The 20,363-nt window shown below is 69.2% G+C and carries 19 protein-coding genes; 5 read left to right on the top strand and 14 right to left on the bottom strand.

Annotation, left to right across the window (positions count from 1 at the left end):
• Positions 1-240 precede the first annotated feature (240 nt).
• The 3 genes from mgtE to FHR84_RS20040 all read right to left on the bottom strand — a co-directional run bounded on the left by mgtE (position 241) and on the right by FHR84_RS20040 (position 3,770).
• A complete protein-coding gene (gene mgtE / locus FHR84_RS20050; RefSeq protein ID WP_179537089.1) occupies positions 241-1,572 on the bottom strand; it encodes a magnesium transporter in 1,332 nt (443 codons plus the stop codon).
• A 588-nt stretch (positions 1,573-2,160) separates the two neighbouring features.
• On the bottom strand, positions 2,161-2,430 hold the full coding sequence (locus tag FHR84_RS20045) for a hypothetical protein (protein ID WP_179537088.1): 270 nt from the start codon (positions 2,428-2,430) through the stop codon (positions 2,161-2,163).
• A 779-nt stretch (positions 2,431-3,209) separates the two neighbouring features.
• Positions 3,210-3,770 (bottom strand): hypothetical protein, encoded by a 561-nt coding sequence (locus FHR84_RS20040; RefSeq protein WP_179537087.1) that lies wholly within the window; start codon positions 3,768-3,770, stop codon positions 3,210-3,212.
• Between the two features lie 207 nt (positions 3,771-3,977).
• On the opposite strand from FHR84_RS20040, the gene FHR84_RS20035 reads away from it, so the two are divergent.
• Both FHR84_RS20035 and FHR84_RS20030 read left to right on the top strand, forming a co-directional pair.
• A complete protein-coding gene (locus FHR84_RS20035; RefSeq protein WP_179537086.1) occupies positions 3,978-4,538 on the top strand; it encodes a peptidylprolyl isomerase in 561 nt (186 codons plus the stop codon).
• Between the two features lie 62 nt (positions 4,539-4,600).
• Positions 4,601-5,524, top strand: coding sequence for a rhomboid family intramembrane serine protease (locus tag FHR84_RS20030; RefSeq protein WP_179537085.1), 924 nt, complete (start codon positions 4,601-4,603; stop codon positions 5,522-5,524).
• Between the two features lie 254 nt (positions 5,525-5,778).
• Here the strand turns inward: FHR84_RS20030 and FHR84_RS20025 are convergent, their stop codons facing one another.
• Positions 5,779-6,231, bottom strand: coding sequence for a PH domain-containing protein (locus tag FHR84_RS20025; protein WP_218863499.1), 453 nt, complete (start codon positions 6,229-6,231; stop codon positions 5,779-5,781).
• A 90-nt stretch (positions 6,232-6,321) separates the two neighbouring features.
• Positions 6,322-6,588: a cell division protein CrgA gene (crgA, locus tag FHR84_RS20020; protein WP_092525046.1), complete on the bottom strand. Its 267-nt coding sequence runs from the start codon at positions 6,586-6,588 to the stop codon at positions 6,322-6,324.
• Between the two features lie 261 nt (positions 6,589-6,849).
• On the opposite strand from crgA, the gene FHR84_RS20015 reads away from it, so the two are divergent.
• Both FHR84_RS20015 and FHR84_RS20010 read left to right on the top strand, forming a co-directional pair.
• On the top strand, positions 6,850-7,686 hold the full coding sequence (locus FHR84_RS20015) for a class E sortase (protein WP_343075352.1): 837 nt from the start codon (positions 6,850-6,852) through the stop codon (positions 7,684-7,686).
• Between the two features lie 53 nt (positions 7,687-7,739).
• Positions 7,740-7,895, top strand: a complete 156-nt coding sequence (locus tag FHR84_RS20010) for a hypothetical protein (protein WP_179537084.1) — start codon at positions 7,740-7,742, stop codon at positions 7,893-7,895.
• 160 nt (positions 7,896-8,055) lie between these two features.
• Here the strand turns inward: FHR84_RS20010 and FHR84_RS20005 are convergent, their stop codons facing one another.
• Together FHR84_RS20005 and FHR84_RS20000 are read right to left on the bottom strand one after the other, a co-directional pair.
• Positions 8,056-8,694, bottom strand: coding sequence for an NAD-binding protein (locus FHR84_RS20005; RefSeq protein ID WP_017972671.1), 639 nt, complete (start codon positions 8,692-8,694; stop codon positions 8,056-8,058).
• Positions 8,695-8,722: 28 nt separating this feature from the next.
• Positions 8,723-10,120, bottom strand: coding sequence for a TrkH family potassium uptake protein (locus FHR84_RS20000; RefSeq protein WP_343075351.1), 1,398 nt, complete (start codon positions 10,118-10,120; stop codon positions 8,723-8,725).
• A 213-nt stretch (positions 10,121-10,333) separates the two neighbouring features.
• On the opposite strand from FHR84_RS20000, the gene FHR84_RS19995 reads away from it, so the two are divergent.
• Positions 10,334-10,975 carry an aminodeoxychorismate/anthranilate synthase component II gene (locus FHR84_RS19995; protein ID WP_179537083.1) on the top strand — a complete coding sequence of 214 codons (642 nt, stop codon included), beginning with the start codon at positions 10,334-10,336 and terminating at the stop codon, positions 10,973-10,975.
• A 57-nt stretch (positions 10,976-11,032) separates the two neighbouring features.
• Here FHR84_RS19995 and FHR84_RS19990 read toward each other — a convergent pair whose 3' ends face one another.
• The 7 genes from FHR84_RS19990 to FHR84_RS19960 form a co-directional block, all read right to left on the bottom strand.
• Positions 11,033-11,440: a nuclear transport factor 2 family protein gene (locus FHR84_RS19990; protein WP_179537082.1), complete on the bottom strand. Its 408-nt coding sequence runs from the start codon at positions 11,438-11,440 to the stop codon at positions 11,033-11,035.
• 217 nt (positions 11,441-11,657) lie between these two features.
• On the bottom strand, positions 11,658-13,628 hold the full coding sequence (pknB, locus tag FHR84_RS19985) for a Stk1 family PASTA domain-containing Ser/Thr kinase (protein ID WP_179537081.1): 1,971 nt from the start codon (positions 13,626-13,628) through the stop codon (positions 11,658-11,660).
• Positions 13,625-15,391, bottom strand: coding sequence for a protein kinase domain-containing protein (locus FHR84_RS23555; protein WP_425489969.1), 1,767 nt, complete (start codon positions 15,389-15,391; stop codon positions 13,625-13,627). The genes pknB and FHR84_RS23555 overlap by 4 nt, the downstream gene beginning before the upstream one ends.
• Before the next feature lie 3 nt (positions 15,392-15,394).
• Positions 15,395-16,858, bottom strand: coding sequence for a peptidoglycan D,D-transpeptidase FtsI family protein (locus FHR84_RS19975; RefSeq protein ID WP_179537080.1), 1,464 nt, complete (start codon positions 16,856-16,858; stop codon positions 15,395-15,397).
• Complete coding sequence (locus FHR84_RS19970; RefSeq protein WP_179537079.1) at positions 16,855-18,318, bottom strand: FtsW/RodA/SpoVE family cell cycle protein; 1,464 nt, start codon at positions 18,316-18,318, stop codon at positions 16,855-16,857. The genes FHR84_RS19975 and FHR84_RS19970 overlap by 4 nt, the downstream gene beginning before the upstream one ends.
• Complete coding sequence (locus FHR84_RS19965; protein WP_179537078.1) at positions 18,318-19,835, bottom strand: PP2C family protein-serine/threonine phosphatase; 1,518 nt, start codon at positions 19,833-19,835, stop codon at positions 18,318-18,320. Before FHR84_RS19965 ends, FHR84_RS19970 begins: the two co-directional genes overlap by 1 nt.
• The gene (locus FHR84_RS19960) at positions 19,832-20,329 is read right to left on the bottom strand and encodes an FHA domain-containing protein FhaB/FipA (protein ID WP_179537077.1); all 498 of its coding nucleotides are present in this window, start codon (positions 20,327-20,329) and stop codon (positions 19,832-19,834) included. Before FHR84_RS19960 ends, FHR84_RS19965 begins: the two co-directional genes overlap by 4 nt.
• Positions 20,330-20,363 lie beyond the last annotated feature (34 nt).

Here is a 20,363-nt window from a genome sequence, read left to right as displayed (position 1 = left end):
AACCAAAGTACGAGGCACCGGTCTCCGCGCTGAAGGCTTCACGACGATCGGATCGATGAGATATCTCGCCTTGCGTGGAATCATGATTCCAATATTTGGAATTGTCTTCCGCTCCTCCCGAGGCGCGCGGGGAGGCCGCTCCGAGGTGCGCGGCAGCTCGTGCTCCCGGCGTCGTCACAGCCCCGCGGGGCGATCACCGCGTCTCCGGGGAGCGGCATCGCCGCACCCGGAAAGCGCCGGTCAGATCCCCAGGAAGGCCCTGGCCATCATGAAGTAGATGATGAGCCCGGTGGCGTCGACGAGGGTGGTCACCAGGGGGGTGGAGATCACGGCCGGGTCGATGTTGGCCCGCTTGGCCAGCAGCGGCATGGTCGCTCCGATCATGGCCGCCCACCCGCACACGGCGATCAGCGAAACGGCCAGCGTCGCCGCCACCCCCACGCCCACGAAAACGGTGCCGATGCCGAGACCGAGAACGGCCAGTGTGACACCGAGGGTGAGGCCCACCCGGCACTCCCGCCAAGCGACGCGGAGCACGTCGCCGGTGCGCACCTCGCCGACGGCCAGGGCGCGCACGGAGGCTGTGGCCGCCTGCGCGCCCGCGTTGCCCCCGGTTCCGATGAGCAGCGGGACGAACAGCGCCAGCGTGGTCACCTCCTCGAGGGTGGACTCGAAGAACTGCAGGACGTTGACGGTCAGCGTGGCGGCGACGATGAGCAGCAGCAGCCAGACTATGCGGGAGCGCGCCAGCTGAAGTACCGAGGCGGACATGTAGTGCCCGCTCCACGGGCTCGCCGCGGCCTGCCGCGCGATGTCCTCGCTGTCGGCGGCCTCGATGAGTTCCACGGCGTCGTCGATGGTGAGCAACCCGAGCACCCGGTCCTCGCTGTCGACGACGGGAAGGTCCAGCAGGTTGGCGTCCTGCATGAGCCGGGCGGAGTCCTCGGCGTTCTCGTCGGCCCGCACCCGCAGCGTCTCGGGGTCGGTCAGTTCGGAGACCGGCTGCTCCGTGGAGGCCAGCACCAGATCCCGGAGGGAGACGGTCCCGATGAAGTGCCGTCGATCGTCGACGACCAGCAGGGTGTAGACGGTCTCGGCGTCGGTCCCCCTGTCGTGGATCCTGGAAAGGGCCTCGGACGCGGTCAGGTCCTGGCGCAGGGTCACCGTCTCCGGTGTCATGTAGCGCCCGACCGAACCCTCCGGGTAGCCGAGCAGCGCCGCCGTGGTGGCGCGTTCCTGCGGGCTGAGCCCGATCAGCACCCTGTGCACGAACTTGGCCGGGGACTCCCCGAGCAGGCGGACGCGGTCGTCGGGGTCCATGGCCTCGACCAGGTCCCGGAACGACTGGTCGCGCAGCCCGGACAGCACCTTCTGCTGCTCGGGCGGGTCGAGTTCCTCGAACACCGTCAGCGCTTCGTCCTTGCCGAGCAGGCGGAACAGGAGCACGGCGCGCAGCTCGTCGGTTCGGCCGAGCTCGTCGGCGATCTCGTGCGGTTGGTGTTCGGCGAGCCACTGCTGCAGAGCGGCGATCTCGTTGCGATCCAGCAGGTCATGCACGGTGGCCCGTGACATGTTCTCCCTTTCCGCTCGCGGAACGACTGCGCGGCGTTCACGGGGCTCTTCGGTTCGCGGTTGCCGGGCGTGGCGCGGCGGGGAGCGGTGGTCCGCCCGGGTGGGGCGCTCTCCGCCCTCCCCCGGGGCTGCCGCCGGTGGAGTACCGCCGACCACGGTACGGGTGGCGAGGTGTTCGGCGCGCGCTGTGCGGGGGCTCCCGCGTGTGGGCTCGCTACCCGCACGAACCGCTTCGACGGCGGCGCCTCCGGAACGACCCGCAGCACGACCCCGCCTCGGCGGCACCCCGTGTTCCCCTCGACCTCCACGCGGAAAGCGCGGTCCGGCAGCGCGGGGAAGCGCGCAGGCTGCTCGGCCCCGGAGCGTTGCGGGCGGAGTGGGACCCCTCTGCCCCGAGGACGCCGATTTCGCCGTGCAGACAGGCACGGGGGCGACCGCTTCTGAGCGGCCGACGAGTCCCACCACCCCTCCGGGGGAGGGTGCGGGGAGCGGCGGTGATCGTGCCCGCCCGAAGTCGGGCACCCGCTCCCGGGAGCCGACGGGAGGACCCGCCGAGTGACCACCCGCGCGAACCGAGTCGGTGAGGACCTACTGGCCCGACCCCGGTTGCGCGTGCCGCCCCGAACCGTCGTCGGAGTCCTGATCCGTGCCCTCGGTGGGCTCGTCCGGGACCGGGGACAGGGGGGTGACCCCGTCCTCGTTGTCGCGGTGCCTGCCGCTGAGCGCCTCGTTCACGAGCAGCTCGGCGAATTCCGGCGGGGGGGACACGCGCAGATCGGACTCGCTCGGGTCCGCCAGCTCGCGGGTGAGTTCGGCGAAGATCGGGTTGTTCGTCTCGTCCGTGGCGTTGTTGGTCATCTTCTCCTCCCATCTCGGTCGAGAACCTCGACACCGTCGATTCTGACCCGCTGCCCGGCCGGTCCCGGGCAGGTGGCCTCGGCGTGTGCGCCGAACCCCTTCGGGGCCGGCGCTCCCTCGGCGGTTCCCCTCGTGCTCCCTCTGTCGCGGGGCGCGGGGAGGAGCCCGTCTCCCCGTGCGCGGACTCCTCCCACGCCCGCCCCGGTCGCCCTCCCACACATGCCGGCGAACCCGGGGCCCCGAATGCGGCATTCGGGGCGGGTGATCCCCCCGGAGTCACCCGCTGTGGACGGGACGGAGGCGGTGCTCGGGCATGACGCGGTTTCACGAAACGAGTTGATTTCTTTCGAAGGGGAATTTTCCGACGCAAGGGAAGGGTGGGCAAGCTACCGCTGCTCGACCGGCCGGCGGGACCCGGGGAGAGGGCACGTCGGGGGAACTCGCGGGACCTGGCGGCGTCCGCACCGTGCTCGCGCGACACCCGCGACCGCGGGCGCGCGGAGGCGGGACATCGGCGGACGGCGCGCTGTGCGCGCACCGGTGGTGAGGCTGCCCGTGCTCAACACGGGAGCGGGGACGGCCGCCCGGAGCGCCACGTGCGCTCGTCTCGGCCGTTGTGCCCGGCGCGTGGGCGAGCGGAAGCCCACCGACCCGCCCACGCGCCTTTCCGGCGGGGTGGCGCTACCCGGTGCCGGGGCGCCCGCTCACGAGACCGCGGGAGCTTCCGCAGGGCGAGCACCTGCGACAAGAGGATGCGACAAGGGGAGCGGAAACCTCGATCAGTGGTTCCGCGAACCCTGCTGGGACTGCACCCCGGAGACCTGTCCGTTCTCGGTGGAGGAGGACTGTTCACCCGCCCCGCTCGGTTTGAACTGGCCACCGTCGTCGATCGGGAGTTCCTCCGGCCTGCGCGACAACGCCGCCGCGGCGGCACCGGCGAGCCCGGCCAGCAGCAGCACGATCCAGGGCCACTTGCGCCGCTTGGGCTTGGCCGGGTCGATACGCCCGGCGAGCTCCTTGCGGGCGGCCTTCGTGCCCTTCGCGAGCTGTTTGCGCTGCTTCGCCGTGCGCTTGTCCCACTCCTTGCGGGCCTTCTTGCCGCGCTTGGCGAGCTCCTTGCGCGACATCCCGGTGGCTCGCTGAGCGATCCGCTCCTGCAGGTCGTCGGTGGAGATTCCGCGCGCGGCCAGCTCCTGCTCGGCCAGTGCCACCGCCTGCCTGGTCACGTCCGAACCGACGCGGCTGGCCTTGGCCGCGCCCGTCCGGGCGGTGCGGACTCCGGTGCCCATGGCCTTGCCCACGTTCTCGCCCGCGCGGGACATAGCCTTGACCTCGTCCATGCTCTCGCCTCCTAATGCTGGGCTCTTCCCGAGCCTGTAGTTCGGTGGCACCTGATCGTTCGTCCCGCCACGGTGACCGCGGCGGTCGACGGACGGTGTGGCGCGGAAACTCGTGGCGTTTCCATCTCGGGTACCGCGATGTCGATGACGATCAAACCCCATACTGCACCCTGCGGTGGTGGGTGCGCTCGCCGATGGGAGGATGTGATGGTGGCAGAAGACAATGGATCGCTTGTGGGGAAGTCGGTCACCGCGACCTTGCACACGACGCAGGGTGCTATCAGGGTGGTTCTCTTCCCGAACCAGGCTCCCAAGACGGTGTCCAATTTCGTGGGACTCGCCGAGGGCACCGCGGAGTACACGGAGCCGAACGCCCGCGGGGAACGGTCCGGTCCTTTCTACGACGGTGTGATCTTCCACCGGGTCATCGACGGCTTCATGATCCAGACCGGTGATCCGACCGGGACGGGTCGTGGTGGTCCGGGTTACGAGTTCGCCGACGAGTTCCATCCGGAGTTGCAGTTCAACCGTCCGTATCTGCTGGCGATGGCCAACGCGGGGCCGAACACCAACGGTTCGCAGTTCTTCATCTCGGTGGCGCCGACGACGTGGTTGAACTACAAGCACACCATCTTCGGTGAGGTGGCCGACCAGGAGTCGCGTGACGTGGTCGACGCGATCGCGCACACCGCGACCGGGCAGGGCGATCGCCCGGTCAACGACATCGTCATCGAGAAGGTCACCGTCGAACGTGGTGAATCCGCCTAGGCCCTTTTCGAGCAGACGCGTGAGCGTCGAGCCGACGGGCCGCGTGTGTAGTGGGGCCTGACGTGAACGTTCCGCCCGGACAGCCCGATGAGCAGCACGGAGCGCAGGCCATGCCCGGCTGCTTCCGTCACCCGGACCGACCCACCGGCCTGCGCTGCACTCGCTGCGAGCGTCCGGCTTGCCCGGACTGCCTGCGCGAGGCCAGCGTCGGCTACCACTGCGTGGACTGCGTCCGGCAGGGCCGGCGAAACACCCGTGAGCCGGTGACGATCGCCGGAGCCAGGGTGGGCGGCAAGCCGATCGTGGTTCCGGCGCTGATCGCGGTGAACGTGCTGCTGTTCGTGCTCAGCGCCGTTCAGGCCGGATCCGCCGCGGAGAACTTCCGCTCGGAGCTGTTCCTCCAGTGGCGGATGGCTCCCGCGCAGGTGGCGGCGGGCGAGTGGTGGCGCGTGGTCACCTCCGGCTTCCTGCACCAGGGGATGATCCACATGGTGGTCAACATGGTCGCCCTGTGGGTCGTCGGCCGTGACATGGAGGTGCTGCTCGGCCGGATCCGCTTCTGCGCGGTGTACCTGCTCGGGCTGCTCGGCGGAAGCATGTTCGTGTTCCTGTTCGGATCGGTGTTCCAACCCGTGGTGGGCGCTTCCGCCGCGCTGTACGGCCTGTTCGGCGGGATCGCGGTCGCGGCGTGGCGGCTGAAGCTGAACATGAGGCCGATCCTGCTGGTGATCGGCCTCAACGTGGTGCTGACCCTGACCATCCCCGGGATATCGCTGTTCGGTCACCTGGGTGGCCTGGTGCTGGGCACGGCCGCCACGGCCGCGCTGATCTACGCACCGGCGAACCGGCGCCTCGTGTGGCAGTCCGGCGCGCTGCTGGCGCTGCTCGTGGTGCTGCTCGCGGCGATGTTCACGCGGGACGCGGCGCTGGGCGACACGGTCTGCGGGATGAGTCGCGGTGAGTACAGGTGCGTCCTGCTTACTTAGGATGTCTTGCGGTATGACTTGCTCGGGTGGGTCGGCTTCCGGCACGTGAGGCCGCGCCTCGGGAAGTGTTGGAGGAGCGACCCACGCCACGTGCCCTCCCGCCTCGCGATGCATCCGACTCACGCACCGGAGCTTCTCGTCCTGCGTGGGCTCAGAGCACCTGCGCTTCGGCGTGGGCCTTCTGCCGGGAGTTCCCCCTGACGCGAGGACGGCGGGTCTTTTTGCGGGGAAGTCGTGGAAGCTTTCCGGGAGCTCTACCGGCGTCGCAGCCGTTCGAGCTGTTCGGCGACCTCGGCCGGTTCCGTCCCCAGGTCGAACCGGCCGAGCACGAGAAGTCCGCCGAGCACGTCGGCTTCGGGGACGTCCAGCTCGAGCACGGGCGTCTCGCGCCCGAGACGTCTGCTCCTGCTGATCCGGACGGAAACCCGTTCCCAGGGCCAGCTGTGCGCGCCGCCCAGCGTGCGCACCGCGATCCCCGCCGAGTCGGCCCGCAGCCGCGGACGCAGGTAGGTCAGGCAGCCGGAGGCGGCCGCGAGCAGCAGGGCCCCCGCGGTGACGAAAGCCGTGTCCACCGCGTTCCCGGTCAGCAGCGGGCTCAGGCCGAGCGCGCAGGCCAGCACCCACCCGATCCCGATGAGGGCCGGTGAGGTGCTCCAGCGGAGACTCCCGCCGGGTTCCGCGCCTCCTCCGTCGTCAGCCTGCCGCACAACAGCCCCGAGCGGAGTTGTCCACAAGGGTTGTCCACATGGGGATAGGTTACATCCGTGTGATTCGCCGGAACCCGCTTCGCATCTCGCTCACCGCCATTTCATGGTCATCAACAGCCCGATGATCATGAAACCGAACCCGACGGCGAAGTTCCACGGCCCCAGCTCGGCCATGAAGGGAATCTTCGGGCCCGCCAGGTAGTTGACGACCAGCCACAGCAGACCCAGCAGCATCATGCCGAGCATCACGCCGACATAGATCGGGTGCGAGGGCCCTGCCGACTTCGCCTTCACCGGTGTGCGGCGATCGACCGGCGGGGGTGTGGAGGTCTTCTTGCGGACCTTTGACTTGGGCATGGTGTCCTCGCCAGGTGGTTCGGCCGATCCCCGCCGCCCTGCGGCCGAGCTCGGCCTCCTCGACACGTTCCGTGCGCCGCGCGGCGAGGTGACCCGGGAGAGCCCGGAAGGGCCGACGTCGTACCGCCTCGACCGGACTCGCACCGAATCGCCCCACGGCGACCCATCTACACTCACACGTTAACGCAATCTCGGGATTTTCCGAACAACCCGTATGCTTCCCGCGAGATCCCTCGAACGAATTCGGGGAGGAGCTACACGGTGACAACCACGCGGGCCTCTCCACAGGCCCCGCCCCCGGAGCCGGGGCCGCGGCGTTCGCGTTCCGTGCTGCGCGGACTCGGAGAGCTGCTGATCACGCTCGGTCTGATCGTTCTGCTGTTCGTCTTCTACGAGATCCAGGTGACCAGCTGGTTCTCCGCGCGCGAGCAGGAAGCGGCCACCGCAGAACTGCGCCAGCGCTGGGACCGGCCTTCGGGGGACGAAGGGGAGCAGCGACTCGATCCCATACCCGGCAGCGGTTTCGCCAGGCTCCACGTACCGGCGCTGGGACCGGATTTCCCGTTCACCGTGCTGGAGGGGACCGGCCGGGAAAGCCTGGCCGCCGGGCCGGGGCACTACGCCGGTACCGCGCTGCCGGGGCAACGCGGCAATTTCGCCGTGGCAGGCCACCGCTCGGGGCGCATGGCCCCTTTCGGGGAGCTCGACGGGTTGAGCTCCTGCGATGCGCTGGTGGTCGAGACCAGGGCCGAGTGGTTCGTCTACCGGGTACTGCCGATGAGCGAGGAGGCCGAGGGGTGGAACCGCGGCGAGCAGGACCCGGACTGCTCGGGTGTGGCACCGATCGGGGGTCCTTACCAGGGGGTTCACGGCAGGACCGTGGTCGGGCCCGCACGACGCGAGGTGATCAACCCGGTTCCGGGGCGGCCGCCCGGCACGGTGCCGGAGGAGTGGCGGAGCAGGCTGATCACGCTGACCACCTGCCACCCCAAGTACTCGGCGGAGAAGCGCATGATCGTGCACGGTGTGCTGACCAAGCGCTACCCGAAGGTCGCCGAGCGGCCCGAGCTGCGGCCTCCCGAGCTGGAGGAGGGGTGATACCCGTGGAAACGGGGGCGACCGCGAGCGGCCGGGCAGCGGAGGTGACGTGAGTGTACGCGTGGATCTGGCGGCACCTGCCCGGGCCGCTGCCGATCAGGGTGCTCCAGGCGCTGTTGCTGATCGCGGCGGTCGTGGCGCTGCTGCTGTTCGTGGTCTTCCCGTGGGTCGAGCCGAGGTTGCCCTTCGGGGACCCGACGCTGGAGTGACCACCGTCTCCGGGAGCGGTTCACGAGCCGCACCGGCCCGGCGTTCCCGACAGGTCTCTCAAGCGGCGCAGGCCGCTGCTGGGGAGGGGCCCGACGCGGCAGGGCGCCGACTCACGTGCGGGCCGAGGAACCACCCGGGCAACTCGCACGGCCCTCCCCGTCAAGTCAGGTCGGCGAATCGCTCGACGTCCCGGGACCTGCCGGACACGATGAGGATGTCCCCGTGGTGCAGCACGGTCTCCTGGGTGGCGTAGGTGAACCCTTCGCCGAGGCGTTTGATGCCGACGACGGTCACCCCGTACTTGCTGCGCACCCTGGTCTCGGACAGGGGACGTTCCACCGCTGCGGCGGGGGCCCTTGTCTTGACGATCGCGTAGTCGTCCTCGAACTGGATGTAGTCGAGCATCCTGCCGGTGACCAGGTGGGCCACCCGTTCGCCCATGTCGTGCTCGGGGAGCACGACACGGTGCGCGCCGACCCGTTCCAGGATGCGGCCGTGCTGACGACTGACCGCTTTCGCCCAGATGTGGGGGATCTCGAAGTCGGCGAGCAGCGAGGTGGTCAGGATGCTGGCCTCCAGGTCGTCGCCGATGGCCACGACCGCCCTGCGGAAGTCGGGCACGTCGAGCTGGCGCAGCACCTCCGGGTCGGTGGTGTCGGCGACGGCCGCGTGGGTGACCGCGTCGGAGAACTGCTGAACCAGGTGCGGTCGGTTGTCCAGGGCGAGGACTTCGGAACCGCGTTCGACCAGTTCCACGGCGAGTGATCCGCCGAAGCGGCCCAGCCCGATCACGACCACGCGTGACGGGCGTGCTTTCTGGGTGTCCTTAGCCAACGATCGGTCGCTCCTCCGGCAAATCGTAGCGGCGTCCGCGTTCCCGCAGCGCGAGCGCCGAGGCCATGGTGATCGGCCCCAGCCTGCCCGTGAACATCAGGGCCGTGAGCACCAGCTCCCCCAGCCGGGGAAGCTGGTCCGTGATCCCGGTGGAGAGGCCGACGGTACCGAAGGCCGAGACGGACTCGAACAGCACGGCGTCCAGCCCGAAGGGCGTGAGCATCAGCAGCAGCAGGGTAGCTGTGAATACCATGCCCACGGCCACGAGAACCACGGTCAGCGCCTGCCGCTGCACGCTCGTGGGGAGTTTGCGGTGCAGCACGTGCACCTGGTACTCGCCGCGCACCTCGGTGAGGATGACGAAGGCCAGCAGCGCGAAGGTGGTGACCTTGATTCCGCCCGACGTGCCCGCGCTGCCGCCGCCGATGAACATCAGCACGTCGTTCACCAGCATCGTGGTCGAGTTGATCTCCCCGACGTCCACTGTCGTGAACCCGGCTGTCCGCGGGGTGACCCCGTGGAACACCCCGGCCATCAGTTTGCCGCCGGTTCCGAACGAGCCGAGGGTCTCCGGATTGTTCCACTCGAAGCCCAGGAACACGCACACGCCTATGAGCAGCAGTGCCGCGTAGGTGTTGAGGGTGACTTTCGCGTGGAGCGTCCAGCGCCGCCGTTTCCCGCGCAGCCTCCTGCCGATCTCGAACAGCACGGGGAACCCCAGCCCGCCGATGATCACCGCGAACAGCACCGGAAGGCAGACCAGCGGGTCGGCGGCGTAGCGCTGGAGGCTGTCCGGGTACAGCGAGAACCCGGCGTTGTTGAACGCGGAGACGGCGTGGAAGATCCCGAAGTAGGCGGCGTGCCCCAGCGGCTGCCCGTACCCGTACGCGAATCGGGCGGTGAGCGCGCAGGAGATGAGCAGTTCGATGGTGAGGCTGAGGGCGATGACCCCGGCGACCACCGAGCGGATGTCGCCGAGCCCGAGGCTTTTGGTCTCGGTCTGCGCGTTGCGGCGCATCCGCAGCCCGAGCCTGCGGACCACGAGCATCCCCAGCAGTGAGGCCAGGGTCATGATGCCGAGTCCGCCCACCTGGATGAGCCCGAGGATGACCAGCTCGCCGAAGGTGGACCAGTGCCCGGCGGTGTCGACCACGACCAGACCGGTCACGCACACCGCCGAGGTGGAGGTGAACAAGGCGGTCACCCAGCTGGTGGTGCCGTGCTGGGTCGAGATCGGAAGCATCAGCAGCACCGTCCCGACCAGCACGGCGAGCGCGAAGCCGATGACGACCATCCTGGCGGGGTGGCTGGCACGGGACAGCTTGCGCAGCGGTTGCACGACGCGATGCGGGAGGGTGAGAACGCGCCGTTCGCTGCCCGCGGGGCTCACGGCGCTACCACCGCGTTCGGAGCTGGCGACCGACTTGTGTCCACGAGATGCGCAGGCTATCGCATTTCGGGCCGTTCGGCCGCGCGACCCGGGGTGTCGTCGCAGCACAACGGGTGAATCGGATGTTTCGGCCCGCTGGTGGGGGCGGTGTTGGCCCCGACACGGGAGCGTCCGGGGTCGCTCCGCGAGGCGAGCTACCCGTAGGCTGGTGCCGTGCGGGTTCTGGTGGTCGACAACTACGACAGCTTCGTCTACAACCTGGTGCAGTACCTGGCGCAGCTCGGGGCGGAGTGCGTGGTCCGCCGCAACGACGCGGTCACGGACGCCGACGTCGAGCGGGCGGACGGTGTGCTGCTCAGCCCGGGACCGGGCACGCCGCAGCGCGCCGGGCGCTCGATGGAGCTGGTCTCGGAGTGCGCCGGAACGGGCAAGGCGCTGCTGGGGGTGTGCCTGGGACACCAGGCCGTCGGCGCGGCTCGGGGCGGAACCGTCGAGCGGGCGCCGGAGCTGCTGCACGGCAAGACCAGCGAGATAGAGCACGAGGGCGTCGGCGTCTTCACCGGCCTTCCGCGGCCGGTGGTCGCGACGCGCTACCACTCGTTGACCGTCCGTCCGGACAGCGTCCCGGAGGAGTTCGACGTCACGGCCCGCACGGCCGGCGGTGTGGTCATGGGCATGCGGCACCGCGAGCTGCCACTGGAAGGTGTCCAGTTCCACCCCGAGTCGGTGCTGACCGAGGGCGGGCATCGGATGCTGGCCAACTGGATGGAGGCCGCCGGGCACCCCGCCGACGAGGCGACGGTGGAGCAGCTGGAGCGAGGTATGCGCGAGGTGGCCGCGAACGCGCTGCGCTGACCCCGCGCGGGGTCCTCGCGGCTGCCCGGCTGCTCGCGACGAACTTCTCGAACGCGGTCAGCGCAACCTGTCCAGCGCGTTCTGCCAGGCCACCCGAAGCGGGTGGGTGTCGTAGACGAACCTGAGTTCCGAGATCAACCCGTCCGCGTCGAGAGTGATCACGTCGATGCAGTCGAAGTTCGGAGGGTTGTCGGCCGCCGCGGTCCAGTCGTAGCGGAAGCGTACGGCGGCGCGGTGCGGATCGGTGGTGGAGACGAAGACCTCCTGGGCGGTTATCTCCGCACGCTGCAGCGTCGCCGCGAGTTCGGGGTAGAACTCCCGCGCCGGGATCTTGCCCTGCATCGGGGAGGAGACCACACCCTCCTCGGCGAAGAGCCGCAGTACGCCGGGTACGTCACCGGCGTCGAGTAGCCGCACGTAGTGCTCGACGGTCTCCGAAACCTGAGTCACTTCCCCCGAAGTCATACCGCGACTCTAATAGGACTTCGTCGTCCCGGTTCGCGTGGCGGTGCGGGTGGCGGAACCTCCCGCGGGCTCTCGCCCCGCCGAGCCCCGATACCGAGCAGCCGTCCATCACGTGCCCCGCTGCTTCGCGACGCATCCGGGCCGGTGCTCCGAGCCGCTCGCTCCGCGGGCGCGCCCCGCCGGGCCGCTGACGCGACCCGGCGGGGCGGCCTGCCGGTTACGGGAACAGCCCGTCGCTGGTCTCCGTGGAACTGCTGGAGCTCGGGGTTTCCTGCTCCGTGCCGATGTAGAGGGTCACGCTCTGGCTCTTGTCGATCTCGGAGCCCGCCGACGGTGAGGTGGACACCACGGTGTCCTCCTTGGAGGAGTCCGAAACCGGCTTCTTCTCCGTGGAGACGTTGCCCTCGAAGCCGTTGTCGCGTAGCGCCTTCTTGGCCTCGGAGGCTTCCAGTCCGCTCAGGTCGGGCATCTGCATCTGCGAACCGTTCGACACCGACAGCGTGATCGTGTCACCGGGTTCGGCCTTCGCTCCTCCGGGGGGGCTCTGCTTCACCACGGTGTCGGCCTTCTCGCTCGAGTCCACCCGCTTGGTGGAGACCTCGAAATCGGAGGAGGTCAGCGTCTGCTTGGCCTGGGCGAGTTGGAAGCTGGTGACGTCCGGAACCGGCTGCTTCTGGACGGCCTCGCCGATGGTGACCCTGACGACCGTGTTCTTCGGGACCTTGCCCTCCTCGCTCTGGCCCACGATCTTGTCGACCTTGCTCGGGTCCTCGACCTGCTTCGTATCGCGCTGAACGCCCAGCTTCAGCCCCTTGTCCTCGAGCGCTCGCTGGGCCTGGGAGATGTTCATCCCGCTCAGGTCGGGCACCTGCACCTGTTCGGGACCGGTTCCCTTGACCAGGACTATCTCCCTGTCCGGCGAATAGTTGCCCTCAGCAGGCTTCTGGTCGATCACGGTGCCCTCCTCGCCGGTGGTGGAGGGCTGCGTCTGGATCCGCACGTTCTGGAACCCGGCCTCGCGAACCGAGTTCCGCGCCACGTTTATGCGCTGTCCCTCGTAAGAGCCGAGCTGGATCTTCTCGGATTGCTGGGGACCACCGCCGACCATCATCGCGGCCAGTCCGGCGACCACGGCGAAGGCGGCCACGCACGCGAAGGTGACCAGCCCGATCGTCCAGCGCTTGCGTCGCTTGCGGTCCTGCTCCTCGTAACCGTCGTCGTCGGGGGGAACCGCCGCCGCCGTCTCCGTCGGCGGAGGCTGCTCGGGGTTGACCCGCGTGGGCTCCGGCTCGCCCATCTTCTCGGTGTCCTCGTCCGCGGCCGCCGTCAGCAGCGGTGCCTTCGGCCGCTGTCCCGACAGCACCCGGACCAGGTCCGTGCGCATCTCCGCCGCCGACTGGTAGCGGTTCTCCGGGCTCTTGCTGAGCGCCTTCAGCACCACGGCGTCCAGCGCGTCCGGAACCTGGCCGTTGGAGTCGGAGGGTTTGCTCGGCTGCTCCCTGACGTGCTGGTAGGCCACGGCCACCGGGGAGTCGCCCGTGAACGGCGGCTGCCCGCAGAGCAGTTCGAACAGCACGCAGCCGGAGGCGTAGACGTCGCTGCGCGCGTCGACGGTCTCCCCCCTGGCCTGCTCGGGGGAGAGGTACTGGGCCGTTCCGATGACCGCGGCGGTCTGGGTCACCGCCGCCTGGCCGTCCGCCACGGCCCGCGCGATGCCGAAGTCCATCACCTTCACCGCGCCGGAGTCGGTGATCATGATGTTGGCCGGTTTCACGTCCCGGTGAACGATGCCGTTCCGGTGGCTGAAGTCGAGCGCGGCGGAAGCGTCCGCCATGACTTCCATCGCGCGGCGCGGGGCCAGCGGTCCCTCGCTCTTGACCACGTCACGCAGTGTCCTGCCGCTGACGTACTCCATGACGATGTACGGCAGCGGACCGTTCTCCGAGTCGGTTTCGCCCGTGTCGTACACGGCCACGATCGCAGGGTGGTTCAGCGCGGCGGCGTTCTGGGCCTCTCGGCGGAAGCGCAGCTGGAAGGTGGGGTCCCTGGCGAGGTCCGCACGCAGCACCTTCACGGCGACATCCCGGCCGAGCCGAACGTCCCGGCCACGGTGCACCTCGGACATGCCGCCGTAACCGAGGGGATCCTCGATCTCGTAACGGTTGGAGAGAAGTCGCGGTGAGCTCATCGCTGCGTCGTCCCGATCTGTGTCCACGAGCGTCCCATCAAATTGCCCCAAGAGCCTGTGACAGCCGATATGGTCCAGGTCTGGGCGCTGTGCGCGGTTCCCCCGACTTCATACGTACCGGCTTCCCGTTCCTCACCCCGTACGGCTGTGCCCGTCGCGGCGTGCGTGGTGGTCGACGAGATCGGCTGCTTCCGGTGCGGAGCGGAGCCCCGCGAGCTGATCGCCGAGGTGGGAGCGTGCGAGAGCCACCCCTCAGGATGCCGCAACGAGCTCGTGTTGAACTCCCCCGGCGAAGCGAAATCGGCCAATCTCACACGACCCGTCGTGTCCTGTCGAACACTTTCCGAAAGCGCCACTGTTCTCGTGACCTCGTCGTCGACTCCGTGGTCGGGCGGTGAGGCGTAGTGGTTGTAGGCCAACGTGGCCGCCGCGCCGCAGGCGAGCACCAGCAGCACCACTACGACGATCACCACCCAGAGAGTCGTTCCGCGCCCCGGTCCGTGTTTCTTCATCGGCGGTACGTATTGGTTTCCCCCCGCCGGAGGGTTGCCCGGCCCCGTCTGCGGCGGGATGACTCCGGGTGGGAACGTGCCCGAGGGCTGTGCCCCCGCGGGGTGCGGATGCCCGGACGGCGCACCCCCCGGTGGCGGTGCGCTTCCCGGAGCGTTCGGGAACACGTGCCTGCCCGTCTGCTGGTACCCCACACCCTGCTGCTGGTTGATGGCCGGGTGCTGCGTTCCCGTCTGGGGCTGGCCGCCGTGCTGCGGGGGCGGCGCTGCCATGGGCTGCTGTTGCTGCGGCTGGCCGTGCTGCTGCGGTGCGATCTGCTGCGGCGTGACCTGCTGGGGTCGCGCGGCTTGCGCCGGTCCGGCAGGCCCCGGGGCGGGGGGCTGCGGCGAGTTCAACGCGAGTGGCGCGGGCAGTGGTCTGCCCGCGCGCACACTGGCCACGGCGTTGGCGAACTCCCCGCCCTCGCCGTAGCGCACGCGCGGATCCTTGACCAGGGTGGCCTCGATCAGCGCACGCGTGCCGGGAGGCACGTCGGGTGGCAGCGGTGGCGCCATGTCGCGGATGTGCATCATCGCCACGGTCACGGCGTTGTCGGACAGGAACGGGCGGTGGCCCCGCAGGCATTCGTATCCGACCACGGCCAGCGAGTAAACGTCGCTGGAGGGGGTGGCCTCGCTGCCCAGCGCCTGCTCGGGGGAGATGTAGTGCGCGGTCCCCATGACCATCCCCGAGCGGGTGACGGGTGCCGCGTCGGCGGCCTTGGCGATCCCGAAGTCCGTCAGCTTGACGGTCCCGTCGGGGGTGACCAGGATGTTTCCCGGCTTCACATCGCGATGCACCAGGCCGCGCCGATGCGCGGCGTGCAGGGCGTTGCCCGCCTGCTCCAGCATCTCCAGGGTGTGCTCGGCGGCGATGCGCCCCTCCTTCGCCAGGATCGCCGCGAGCGGCTCGCCCTCGACGTGCTCCATGACCAGGTAGGCGGTGTCCTCGGGACCGTCCGGGACGGCCGCGGTCTCGCCGTAGTCGTGCACCGCCGCGATACCGGGGTGGTTCAGCGAGGCAGTGGTGCGGGCCTCGGTGCGGAACCGGTGCAGGAACTCCGCGTCCCCGCACAGTTCCGGCTTGAGTATCTTGACGGCCACCGTCCGGTCCAGCCGCACATCGACGGCCTGCCAGACTTCACCCATGCCACCGACCGCGATGCGCTGGGCGAGCCGATAGCGCTCGGCGAGCGTTTGACCGGAATTCGGCACCCGTCAGCCACCCCCCTGGAGACCGGCGCGGATCACGGCGCGCGCCACCGGAGCGGCGATCTTGCTCCCGGTCGCGTTCGCCCCGACGTTCCCGCCGTCCTCCACGACGGCGGCCACCGCGATCTTCGGGTTCTCCGCGGGAGCGAAGGCCACGTACCACCCGTGGGGGTCCTTGCCCGAGCCGTGCTGGGCGGTCCCCGTCTTGGACGCGATCTGCACCCCGCTGATCTTCCCCTCGTCGCCGGCGCGCTGTTCGGCCTTGACCATCATGTCCCGGAGGGTGTGCGCGGTGTCGCCGGGCACAGCCTGGCTCAGCTGCTCGGGCTCGGTGCGGTTGAGCACGGACATGTCGGGGGCCAGCGTCTTGTCCACCAGGTGCGGTTTCATCAGCTTGCCGTCGTTGGCGATCGCCGAGGCCACCATCGCGTTCTGCATCGGTGTCATGCGCACGTCGCGCTGACCGATCCCGGTCTGGTAGAGCGGTGCGGGACCGTTGATCTCACCGAGCGAGGAGTTGGCCACGCTCATCGGAACGTTCAGGTCCTCCCCGAAGCCGAAGCTCTGGGCGGCTTCGCGCAGCTTCTGCTCACCGACGTCACCGGCCACCTCGGCGAAGGCCGTGTTGCAGGAACGCGCCATGGCCTCCCACAGCGGTGCGGTCGGCATCGTCCCGCAGGTGTTGTTGCCGTAGTTGGGCAGCGTCGCGTTGCTCTTGGGCAAGTCGATCGAGGGGGCCGCCGTCACCTGGGTGTCGTAGTCGTACTTGCCGGACTCCAGCGCGGCGGCCGCCGTGATCAGCTTGAAGGTGGACCCCGGCGGGTACAGCGTCGAGGTGGCCCGGTTGACCATCGGGTCCCCGGGGGCGTCCTTGAGCTCGTTCCAGGCCTCCGCCTGCTTGTTGCGCGACTGGCCCGCGAACTCGTTCGGGTCGTAGGACGGGGCGTTGGCCATCGCCAGTATCGACCCGTCCTGCGGGTTCAGGGCCACCACCGAGCCGCGCACACCGTCTCCCGCGAGCTGCTGGTAGGCGGTGCGCTGCATCTCGGGGTTCAGGGTCAGCTCGACGTTGCCGCCCTTCTTCTCCTCGCCGGTGAGCATGCCCTGCAGCCTGTTGAACGCCAGCGAGTCGGCGTTGCCGTTGAGCACCTCGTTCTCGGCCCGCTCGACCCCCTTGGACCCGTAGACGAACGAGTAGAAGCCGGTTGCGGGGGCGAAGGCCGGGCCGTTCGCGTACTTGCGCTCGTACTTGAACCGTTCCTCACCGGTGGGTTCGGAGCTGGCCAGCAGCTTGCCGTCCGCGATCAGCTGTCCGCGCGGCGTGGAGTACTCCTTGTACAGCGTCCGCTGGTTCCCGGACTGCGAACGAAGTTCGTCGGCGCGGATGACCTGCACATAGGTGGCGTTGGCCAGCAGCAGCACGATCATCGCCATCATGGCCATCGCCACCCGACGCAGTGGCTTGTTCATCGTGGACGCTCCACCAACTCGGTATGTGCCTCGGCGATCGGGGGTTGCTTCGGTTGCGGTCTGCTCGGCTGCTGGGGGCGCCTCGAGGAATCGGAGATCCGCAGCAGCAGGGCCACCAGCACGTAGTTGCCGACGAGCGAGGAACCGCCCGCGGCGAGGAACGGTGTGGTCAACCCGGTCAGCGGGATCAGCCCGGTGACGCCACCGGCGACCACGAAGACCTGGAAGGAGATCGCGAAGGACAGCCCTCCGGCCAGCAGCTTGCCGAACGAGTCCCGCGCCGCCAGCGCCACCCGCAGGCCGCGCGCGGTCAGCAGCAGGTACACCATCAGGAAGACCGCCAGCCCCAGCAGTCCGAGCTCCTCGGCGGCGGTGGAGAGGATGAAGTCGCTCTTGGCGTACGGGACGATGGCCGGTCTCCCACCACCGAGCCCGGAGCCGCCGATCCCGCCTTCGGCCATGCCGAACAGCGCCTTGCGCAGCTGGTAGCCGCTGTCACTGGTCAACGGGTTCAGCCAGGCGTCCACGCGCTCCTGCAGGTGCCCGAACAGCGGGTAGGCGACCGCGCAGCCCAGGGCGAACAGCGAAAGACCGATCGCTATCCACACCGCGCGCTCGGTGGCGATGTAGATCATCACCAGCACGATGCCGAAGAACAGCAGCGAGGTCCCCAGGTCGCGTTCCAGGACCACGATCCCGATCGAGGCGGCCCAGGCGACCAGCACCGGGGCGAGGTCCCGCGCCCTGGGGAAGTCGATGCCGAGGAACCGTCGGCCCGCCGTGGTGAACAGCTCCCGCTTGGAGACGAGGAACGCGGCGAAGAAGACGAGCAGCAGTATCTTGGCGAACTCGGCGGGCTGGAAGGACAGCGAGCCGATGCTGATCCACAGCTTCGCGCCGTTCTTGGTGGGCGCGATGAAACCGGGCAGTACCGCGGGCAGCGCCAGCGCGACCAGCCCGGCCAGCCCGCAGGTGTAGGCGTACTTGGCCAGGGTGCGGTGGTCCGAGACGATCTTGATTAGCAGTACGAACAGCACCAGTCCGATGGCCGTGTAGAGCACCTGCGACGGGGCCGCGGCGTTGGCCGTTTCGCCGGCTCGTTCCGCCGCGGCGGCGTCGCCGATGTCGACGCGGTGGATCAGCACCAGCCCGAACCCGTTGAGGAAGGCCACCAGTGGCAGGATCAGCGGGTCCCCGTACGGGGCCCAGCGCCGAACGGCCAGGTGTGTCAGGCCGAACAGGGCGAGGAAGGCGAGGCCGTAGTAGAGGACCTGGGTGCCGGGCTGGGACTCCTGGTTGATGCTGATCAGGGCCAGCGCGGAGGTCACGATCACGGCGACGAAGCCGAGCATGACGAGCTCGATGCCGCGCCGGTTCGGTGTTCTGGGCGGGTTCGTCGCCTCCTGGGCGCCCGAACCCGAGGTGCTCGGGTTGTCGGGATCGGTCTCGGTGCGCGCCATCAACTCACCGTCCGGCAGTTGACGCCCGGATCCTGCTCCTCGGATTGCAGCGGTGTGCCGTCGGTTTGCGAGTCGTTCGACGTTTCCGAGGTCTCGCTCGGCCCCCGCTGGGGGTTGTTCGGACCCTCCGACTGCTCGGACTGCTCGGAGGTAGACGGGGCGTCCGACGCGTCGGGGTCGCCGCCGTTGCTTCCGTCACCGCCGGAGTTGTTGTCGTTCCCCGTGCGGTCGCCGCTGCCACCGCCGTTCTGCTCGCCGCCGTTCTGCTCGCAGGGCGGCAGCAGGGCGGTGAGCCGCAGCCGGTGGATCGTCTCGCGGGCGTCCTCCAGGCTGTTGAGCTGGGTGATCCCGTCGACGACGTTGGTGCGCTGGGCTTCCTTGAGGTCCTTCACCCCGATGGAGCTGCACCCCTCGGCGGCGCCGGGCGGGCAGGAGCCCTCGACCCGGCGGTGCAGGCTCACCCCGAGCACGCTGCCCTGCACGCCCTGAAAGATCGACACGTTCTCGGACTCGTCGGTACTGACGTAGAACTGGTTGAACACCCACCACCTCCCGGCGAAGACCATGCCTGCCAGCAGCGCGAGCACACCGCAGCTGACCAGCAGTCCGCGTAACCAACGTCTGCGCCGCGGAGGGTCCGGTGGTGATTCGGGGGCGTCCGAGACGTTGGTCTGTCGCTGCTCGGTCGGTTGCGGGCGCGTGGCGGCGGAAGCGCGGGCCGCGGCCGAGTCGGGCTGCGGCTGGGTCTCCTGCTCGCCGAAACCGGCCGCTCCCGCGACGATCGGTGCGTCGTCGCCGAAGTCGACGTCGACCACATCGGCGACGATCACGGTGACGTTGTCCGGACCGCCGCCCTTGAGGGCGAGTTCGATCAACCGGTCGGCCGACTGCTGCGGATCGTTGATCCGCAGGGCCTCGGTGATGGTCTCCTCGCTGACCACGCTGGAGAGCCCGTCGGAGCACAGCAGATAGCGGTCTCCGGCACGCGCCTCCCGCACGGCGAGGCTGGGTTCGACCTCGTGCCCGGTGAGCGCCCGCAGCAGCAGCGACCGCTGCGGGTGGTTGGCCGCCTCTTCCTCGGTGATCCTGCCCTCGTCGATCAGCGACTGCACGAACGTGTCGTCGTGGGTGATCTGGGAGAGTTCGTCGTTTCTGACCTGGTAGGCCCTGGAGTCCCCGATGTGGATGAGTCCGAGCTTGCTGCCCGCGAACAGCATCGCGGTCAGCGTCGTGCCCATCCCGTCGAGGTCCGGGTCACTGGCGACGAGTTCCGAGATGGCGTTGTTGCCGGACAGCATCGCGTCGTGCAGATGTCCGAGCAGGTCGTCACCCGGCTCGTCGTCGTCGAGCGGCGCGAGTGCCGCGATGACGACCTTGCTTGCCACCTCGCCTGCGGCATGGCCGCCCATGCCGTCCGCGAGGGCGAGAAGTCGTGGGCCGGCGTAGACCGAGTCCTGGTTGTTCGAACGGACCAGGCCGCGGTCGCTGCGGGCTGCGTAGTGAAGAACGAGGGTCATGAGCGCAGCTCGATCACCGTTTTGCCGATTCGGATCGAAGCTCCGATCGGAACCTTGGTCGGCCCCGAGACCTTCGCTCGATCAAGGTACGTTCCGTTGGTGGAGCCAAGGTCTTCCACGTGCCAGTCCTGGCCCCGCTGCGACAGTCTCGCGTGTCGCGTCGAAGCGTAGTCGTCGTCGAGGACGAGCGTGGAGTCGTCGGCGCGGCCGATCATTATGGGGCGACCTTCCAGTGTTATGCGGGTTCCCGCCAACGCCCCCTCGGTGACCACCAGCTGGCGTGGCGATTTCGACTTGGGGCGGGACTGCTTGCCGGAGGCCTTCGCCTTCTTGTCCGAGCCCTTGTTCGAGCTCTTGTTCGAGCCCGGTACGGGCATTTTCAATCCGGAGGCCGACCGCAGGTCGGAACGAACCACGCGCAACGCTGCCAGTACGAACAACCAGAGCAGGGCGAGAAACCCCACTCTGGTCAGCTGAATCACCAGCTCGGACACTTGTCGGTGACGCTCCTACCTCGTCGGTCGGCTC

Source organism: Actinopolyspora biskrensis, from assembly GCF_013408175.1.
Classification (GTDB): Bacteria; Actinomycetota; Actinomycetes; order Mycobacteriales; family Pseudonocardiaceae; genus Actinopolyspora; species Actinopolyspora biskrensis.
This window is presented reverse-complemented; position numbering and strand designations above follow the sequence as displayed.

What these genes read in the sequence shown, in the direction of transcription:
- mgtE (WP_179537089.1), bottom strand. Translation starts at nt 1,572, where the DNA reads ATGTCACGGGCCACCGTGCATGACCTGCTGGATCGCAACGAGATCGCC.
- FHR84_RS20045 (WP_179537088.1), bottom strand. Translation starts at nt 2,430, where the DNA reads ATGACCAACAACGCCACGGACGAGACGAACAACCCGATCTTCGCCGAA.
- FHR84_RS20040 (WP_179537087.1), bottom strand. Translation starts at nt 3,770, where the DNA reads ATGGACGAGGTCAAGGCTATGTCCCGCGCGGGCGAGAACGTGGGCAAG.
- FHR84_RS20035 (WP_179537086.1), top strand. Translation starts at nt 3,978, where the DNA reads ATGGTGGCAGAAGACAATGGATCGCTTGTGGGGAAGTCGGTCACCGCG.
- crgA (WP_092525046.1), bottom strand. Translation starts at nt 6,588, where the DNA reads ATGCCCAAGTCAAAGGTCCGCAAGAAGACCTCCACACCCCCGCCGGTC.
- FHR84_RS19990 (WP_179537082.1), bottom strand. Translation starts at nt 11,440, where the DNA reads ATGACTTCGGGGGAAGTGACTCAGGTTTCGGAGACCGTCGAGCACTAC.
- pknB (WP_179537081.1), bottom strand. Translation starts at nt 13,628, where the DNA reads ATGAGCTCACCGCGACTTCTCTCCAACCGTTACGAGATCGAGGATCCC.
- FHR84_RS19975 (WP_179537080.1), bottom strand. Translation starts at nt 16,858, where the DNA reads ATGAACAAGCCACTGCGTCGGGTGGCGATGGCCATGATGGCGATGATC.
- FHR84_RS19970 (WP_179537079.1), bottom strand. Translation starts at nt 18,318, where the DNA reads ATGGCGCGCACCGAGACCGATCCCGACAACCCGAGCACCTCGGGTTCG.
- FHR84_RS19965 (WP_179537078.1), bottom strand. Translation starts at nt 19,835, where the DNA reads ATGACCCTCGTTCTTCACTACGCAGCCCGCAGCGACCGCGGCCTGGTC.